Here is a 6,911-nt window from a genome sequence, read left to right as displayed (position 1 = left end):
TTCAATCTATAAATCACAAGAAGATTACTGACCTATATCCTCATAATTACAAAACGTTAATCACTGACGCTGTACAATAATATTTAGACTTCACAAGATGTACTTGCTCGGGCGGATACGTTTGAACGCTTTATTTTTTTCTATTCTTCAGTGAATAATCAAGAGCTTGTTGCTCTATCTGTGATATTGATTGACTTTTGTTTTGACGTAACCAAGTATTTATTTCTTCACGATCGAAATACAATATCTTTCCATTAGGTTTGTAAAAAGGAATTACGTTATTGTAAACAAGCTTATAAATACTTGATGTTGACATTCCTATATAATCAGATAACTCTTGTACATTAATCATTTCTTTTTGCTGAATCAGATTAAAACCAATAGCTTCTTTAAGTTCTCTTTGTTGATGGATTATTTGGTTTTTAAATGCACTAAACTCTTCAATTGTTTGAAGTAATATTTGCTGTAATTGAACAACATTTTCCGTTCTTACGTCTTTGCTTTCTATCGTTTTCATATAGTTTCTTTTATATGGTTATAGTGCAAATGAACAGGGTTTTAGATATGACAATCAATAGATTACTTTATGATGTCATGGTATTTAGTTGCTTTGTCATAGTATTTGTTTCAAAGATTGACTCAATCAATTCTTTGTGTAATGGTTCAGTTTGTGTTTTCCCATTTCTCACTGTGCCATAATTGAAATCATTTCCATTGATATCTTTAAAATATGTAATAAACTCATTCAATTTAATATCTTTATTGATCAATTTAATTTGAGTGTGAAAAAAGTATAAAGAAGGACTATTTAAATTTATGCATAATCTCTTTTCAGTAAGAGCTATTTTAAATTCCTCAAAATCTAGTCCTTGATTAATCAAATTAGCTTTATAAAATTCAGAATAAAATGCTTTTAGAAGAATTGGTGGAAATAGGGTGTTTTTGTTATTTTCTATCTCAATATTACCCTCATCTTTAATTGATACTTTTTTTACTTGATCACTTTTCATATTTATTGAAATATCTTGAGGAATTTTGGAAATTACAGTAATTAAAAAAAAGATAGTAAAAACAGCTATACTACACACTAAAATATGTAAGGTCTTGATGTATTCAGTCCCCCAAAACAAACTAGTTACGGTTATATATAGACCAATACTTACAAGTAGTGATAAATACAGTATTAACACTCCTTTTACTCCCTTTTCTCGTTTTACTTTAGGAAAAACATACATAAGGAAGGAAACCAAGATTAGACTATATATTAATTCAATTATACCATTCATATTCTTAAAAACTTAGTTCTGGGATTAAATTAGATGCTTCTTTGTTCTTTTGATCTATAATTTTAGCATATATAGCAGTTGTTCGAATTTCACTGTGGCCCATACGTTTTGACAAAGTGTAAATGTCTACACCATTTTCTAATAATAACACAGCATTAGTATGTCTCGCACTATGGAAGGTGATATGTTTAGATATTCCCGCACGATTACACCAGCGAACAATCTCATTATTATAGACAGCTGAATATTTTAAGCCAATAAATACACGATCCAAATTTCCTTTGCGCTCACCTAACAAATCACGTGCTTGCTTAGATATATATAAATATTCTATGCCTCCCGTTTTTTGTTGCTCAAAATGAATTTTAAACACTAACTCATTATCTTGATATTCTTCTCTTACTTCTGCCCAAACCATTTTATTTATATCACTCCAACGTAAACTACTTAAACAAGAGAATATAAATGCACGTTTCAATACTTCATACTTGCATTCTGTATTTACCAGACTTTGCAATTCTTCATGTGTTAGGTATTCTCTTTGGCTTTCTGCCTGTTCAAATGATTTTGCTTTAGATGCATAGTTTATAGCTAAGTAGCCTTCATCAAATGCCGAACGCAAGCAGGCTTTAAATTTATTAAAGTAGGAGTATTTAGAATTTAGTGATAAAGGTAAACCGCTCTTAGTACGTGCTTCTTTATCAAAGTAGGTACGAATGCGTTTTACAAATTTCTCATCAATATCATCAAAAACAGTATTGGGAGAGGTACAGCGCTTTAAATGAACCATCGTAGCAGTCCAATTACCATAGTTTTTAAGACTACCAGACTTTTCTTCTGTTTTCTCGTGAAAATAGTCTAAAAAGCGTCTTTTACCTTTTGTGGTATTTTTAAGGTCAAACTTACCTTGATAGTATTCCGCTTCTCTTATAGCAAGAAGTTTTTTAGCTAATAAGAGTGCTTCTTTATTTTCTTTTTTTTCAATAGCATTTTTTGGTACACCGTGTAGGTACAATTTTAGATTTTCGTATTCTCTAATATGTTTACGTTTACCTTCTAATGTAACTTCTGATCCTTTGTAATATTCAATAGCCAGATTTATTGATCCATCTTTTAATTTACGTTCTATAAGTGATATTTTCATAATTGGTACATTTGTACAGATTGAGATTCAAAAACAGTACTAAATTAGTACATCATCGGATACAAAAGTAAACAAAAAGAAAAGACTATCAAGTATAAAAACCTGATAGTCAAATAAAAGAAAGTATATCTTACTAAGAGAAACGTAATCTATTTGCCGATACAGAAGTTCGCAAAGATATTCCCTAGCAACTCATCATTCGTAACTTGTCCTGTTATTTCACCGAAATAATACAGTGCCTGACGGATATCGATAGCCATAAGGTCAGCAGATAAATTCGTCTGAAGTCCCCATTTCACTTTTTCTATTTCCTCTAATGCTTTTAGCAGGGAATCATAGTGGCGGGTATTCGTTACTATCGTTTCGTTATTGCGTAAAGCACCAGTATTTACGAAGCCTAATAAAGCTTGTTTTAACTCCTCTACACCTATGTTTTGTTTCGCAGACATCAGCATCAGATTCTCAATATCAGCTTGATATAACGCTATTTGTTCAGCAGATAACAAGTCCTTTTTATTACACACCACTAATAGTGGCTTTAAAGGATACTTGTTCTTTAATTTCTCTAATTCTATCTTGATAGTATCTAGAGAACTATTATTAAGTTGTGCCCCATCGATAAGGTAAATTACTACCTGTGCACTTTCTATTTTCTCAAAAGTCTTTTGGATACCGATACTCTCCACTACATCCTTAGTCTCACGGATACCTGCAGTATCGATAAATCTAAAGCCCATACCCTCGATCACTAATTCGTCTTCGATAGTATCACGAGTAGTACCTGCGATATCAGATACGATAGCACGTTCTTCATTTAACAGAGCGTTTAATAGGGTTGATTTCCCAACGTTAGGCTCCCCTACTATGGCTACAGGTATTCCGTTCTTAATCACATTACCGACAGCGAAAGAGTCGATTAGGCGCTTTAAGACAAACTCTATACGCTCTATTAGCTCTCTAAACTGTGTGCGATCTGCGAACTCTACATCCTCTTCTGAGAAGTCTAGTTCTAACTCGATTAATGAAGCGAAGTTTAATAACTGCTCTCTTAATAAAGCAATCTCACTAGAGAAACCACCACGCATTTGTTGCATTGCGATTTGGTGACTCGCTTCATTATCTGATGCGATTAAGTCAGCCACAGCTTCTGCCTGTGATAGGTCTAATTTGCCATTAAGGAAGGCACGCATCGTGAACTCCCCTGCTTGTGCCATTTTAGCCCCTTTACGCAAGCACAGTTGAATGATTTGCTGTTGAATGAAGGTTGAGCCGTGACAAGAAATTTCAATCGTATCTTCTCCTGTATATGAGTTTGGCCCTTTAAACAGCGAAACTAATACTTGATCCAGTACTCTATCTCCATCAACGATATGTCCCAAATGTAAAGTATGGGTTTTTTGTTTAGTAAGGTCTTTGTTTTTGATCGATCTAAAGATGCCATTCACTAATGTGATGGCTTCTTTGCCCGACACTCTTATAATAGCGATGGCTCCAGCTCCAGAAGGAGTCGCTAAGGCAACTATAGTATCTTGTAAAATCATATCTATTCTAAATATAGGCAAAGATAATATTTATTCCTCCAATCATACTATTGCCTTTTTTTGTTCTTGGGTCATTATCACTAATTCACCAAGTGCGATTATATACGATATAGGTATAAACTAGGGGTTTTATGATAAAGTAATGGGGATGAAGATACATTTTACAACTTTTAGCCCTTTAAATACTATAAAAACATAAACTTTATTCTTATCTTTATAGAAATAAAACAATTGGATACCATGAAAAAAATACTATTCCCTACAGATTTTTCTGAAACAGCTAATAATGCTCTAGTATACGCATTGAGAATGGCAGAGAACCAAAATGCTACTCTTTTTGTACTACACGCTTATGAAATGCCTGTGATTTCAGCTACAGCAAACCCTGTAATGGTTCAGGATGTATATAAATCTATCGAACTTAGCAACTTTGAAAACTTTAAAGATCAAGTTCCTTTAATTAGAGATATCGCTATGAAACATAATTTAGATCATGTTCCTATGCACTTTATCTTAGAAGAAGGATTCTTAAACACAATTATGAAAAAACGTGTGAAAGAAGAGAACATTGATTTAGTAGTAATGGGTACGAATGGTAACTCTGGATTAGATAAGAAAATCTTAGGTTCTAATACAGCTAACGCTATTGGTTCGTTAGGGGTACCAGTATTGAGTATTCCTCATGATGCTATCTTTGACGGAATTAATTCTATCGCATTCACGACATTGTTCAGTTCACAAGATAAAACTACTTTAGAGACGATTATCAGTATCGCTAAGGGATTTGACGCTACAGTTAAGTGTATCCACGTAGCTACTAATAAAGATAAAGTAGACACTGCTATTATCAATAGTTGGAAAGAGAACTTCAAGAATGACAATGTTAACTTCTACATCGTAGAAAGTAATGATGTAGAGAAAGCTGTTTTTGACTTCTTAGACCAAGAGAATATCGATCTATTAGTTTCAGTAAAAAGAAACAGAACGTTCTTCGAAAAACTATTTACTAGTAGTATGACTAAAAAGCTAAGCTACCACAACTATGTGCCTGTATTAGCTTTCCACGAAGAGTAAACAATACTTATATAATCAACAAAAGGGCGTCTATATTCTAGGCGCCCTTTTGTATTACCTTAAATCTGCAGATAACGTTTAAACGAGAATGAATTGTACAAAACAGAGCTAGATTAGTGATTAAAGCACACTGTAGTATGGTTTAAGAGCTAATTGAAGCTATGTAAAGTAGAATTTATTCGTAGTAAATGGTAGTTGCAGATTTAAGGTATTACTATCTCTTCTCGGGTTGATCTTTCACATATTTTGGTGGTACTGCACTATCCTCACCATCGACAATGCGGCTTACACTATAATGAGGAGCCACCATTTCTATATTATTCTCTGCAAATACATCTTGCGCATGTTGACGCAAGTCTGAATAAACCTTTGCACTAAGTTTAGCTTCTTTAATATAGACGTTCAGTTGATAGTCTACATAAAAATCTCTAAACTGATCTTGTAAGATAAATGGCTTCTGACGTTTTAATACATGCTCCGTTCTATTGGCTATCTCATATAGCATCTCATGTACTTTTTGCCAAGGCACATGATATCCAGCACCTATAGTTAAGTATAATATTAAGCCATGTTCTTTAGCTGACTGTGTATAATTCACCGTTTGAGCAGACATAATATTAGAGTTAGGTATAGTGATAACTTCGTTCTTAGGAGTCTTTATTCTCGTCACTAACGCTGTCTTTTCTAATACATCTCCTGTAAACTCACCTAGCTTAATTCGATCGCCTAGTTTAAAAGGTCTCATATAAGTTATAACTAACCCTGCTACTAGATTTCCGATGACAGATGTCGATCCTAGTGATAACATAATACCTGCGAATACTGATACTCCCTGAAATATCTGTGAATCTGAATTAGGCAGATAAGGAAATATCAATATGAACATAAAGATAAATAACAATCCACTGATAAGATTATAAGTCGGCATTGCCCAATCAGGGTAAAACCCTTTAATTGTTATCTTATTCGTTGCTATCTTCTCTGCTAGAGAGCGAACAAACTTCTGTATATATTTAAAGATAAACACGATGACTGCTATCGTAAACAACTTAGGCATATAAGCTTTCACACTCTTTCCTACTGATCGAAGAGGGGATAACACATATTCTAAAAGTTGATCTGATATATGTTTTGTATAAGGAAATAATTTAAAGACTGCTAATAATCCTAAATATAAGAAGATCAGAACTACTAAAAACTTAATTACTTTTGCTATCGAAATAGTGGTAAGCATCGCTCTATGATCATCGATAATACCAAATATTCCCTTAATCTTCTTCCCACGTTGTTTCCAGATAGCGACCTTACATCTTCTATAGAAATATCGTATTCCTTTAAGAATAAAAATCTCTACGATGACAATACCTACTGTCCCTGCAACCTGTATTAAAATCTGTTGCCAGCTTGTATTTTCTTTTTGTAGTTCTACTGCTGATATAATCTGATTCTTATAATACTGTGCTGCTTGCACTTTAGTTTTACTTTCCTGAGCTGCCTGTATACTGTCTACACTCATCAGAATCTCGTTCTGATACATAATGTTTAGGTAATTACCTGTATCGGCAAACTTGATAGAATCCCCCGTGAACAAGTGATTCTCTGCTAAAGCATCTATCTTGCGTTCTATTGATTTAGCGCGTTGTTTTGAAGTAAACGATCCGATGTTACCATAGACATTAAACAATGTGTCATTAAAACTAATAACAGGTGTCTTCTCCATAACGACGACTACCGTGCGTATTACCTCAACCTTTTCAGGAGTTTTAGCAGCAGGTTTCTTTCCCTTAGCCCAAGTAAAGCCAGTGGTAAAAACCAGCATTAGTAAAATAAAAAAGCGAATATTCGGCATACTAAATCGCATAAAAA

At 33.5% G+C, this 6,911-nt stretch carries 6 protein-coding genes; 1 reads left to right on the top strand and 5 read right to left on the bottom strand.

The features are described from left to right. Positions 1-130 precede the first annotated feature (130 nt). The 4 genes from CF599_RS08515 to mnmE form a co-directional block, all read right to left on the bottom strand. The gene (locus CF599_RS08515) at positions 131-517 is read right to left on the bottom strand and encodes an AlpA family transcriptional regulator (RefSeq protein ID WP_121965610.1); all 387 of its coding nucleotides are present in this window, start codon (positions 515-517) and stop codon (positions 131-133) included. Positions 518-584: 67 nt separating this feature from the next. After that, positions 585-1,286, bottom strand: a complete 702-nt coding sequence (locus CF599_RS08510; RefSeq protein WP_121965609.1) for a hypothetical protein — start codon at positions 1,284-1,286, stop codon at positions 585-587. Positions 1,287-1,290: 4 nt separating this feature from the next. Beyond that, a complete protein-coding gene (locus tag CF599_RS08505; protein ID WP_121965608.1) occupies positions 1,291-2,430 on the bottom strand; it encodes a site-specific integrase in 1,140 nt (379 codons plus the stop codon). A gap of 149 nt (positions 2,431-2,579) precedes the next feature. Continuing rightward, positions 2,580-3,971 (bottom strand): tRNA uridine-5-carboxymethylaminomethyl(34) synthesis GTPase MnmE, encoded by a 1,392-nt coding sequence (gene mnmE, locus CF599_RS08500; RefSeq protein WP_121965607.1) that lies wholly within the window; start codon positions 3,969-3,971, stop codon positions 2,580-2,582. A 240-nt stretch (positions 3,972-4,211) separates the two neighbouring features. On the opposite strand from mnmE, the gene CF599_RS08495 reads away from it, so the two are divergent. Beyond that, positions 4,212-5,045 (top strand): universal stress protein, encoded by an 834-nt coding sequence (locus CF599_RS08495; RefSeq protein ID WP_121965606.1) that lies wholly within the window; start codon positions 4,212-4,214, stop codon positions 5,043-5,045. 214 nt (positions 5,046-5,259) lie between these two features. Here CF599_RS08495 and CF599_RS08490 read toward each other — a convergent pair whose 3' ends face one another. Continuing rightward, positions 5,260-6,906 carry a mechanosensitive ion channel family protein gene (locus tag CF599_RS08490; protein ID WP_121965605.1) on the bottom strand — a complete coding sequence of 549 codons (1,647 nt, stop codon included), beginning with the start codon at positions 6,904-6,906 and terminating at the stop codon, positions 5,260-5,262. Between the last annotated feature and the right edge of the window lie 5 nt (positions 6,907-6,911).

Origin of the sequence: Myroides sp. N17-2 (assembly GCF_002286775.1) — a bacterium.
Taxonomy (GTDB): domain Bacteria; phylum Bacteroidota; class Bacteroidia; order Flavobacteriales; family Flavobacteriaceae; genus Flavobacterium.
The sequence above is the reverse complement of the archived record's forward strand: the minus strand, read 5'-3'. Positions and strand labels throughout refer to the sequence as shown.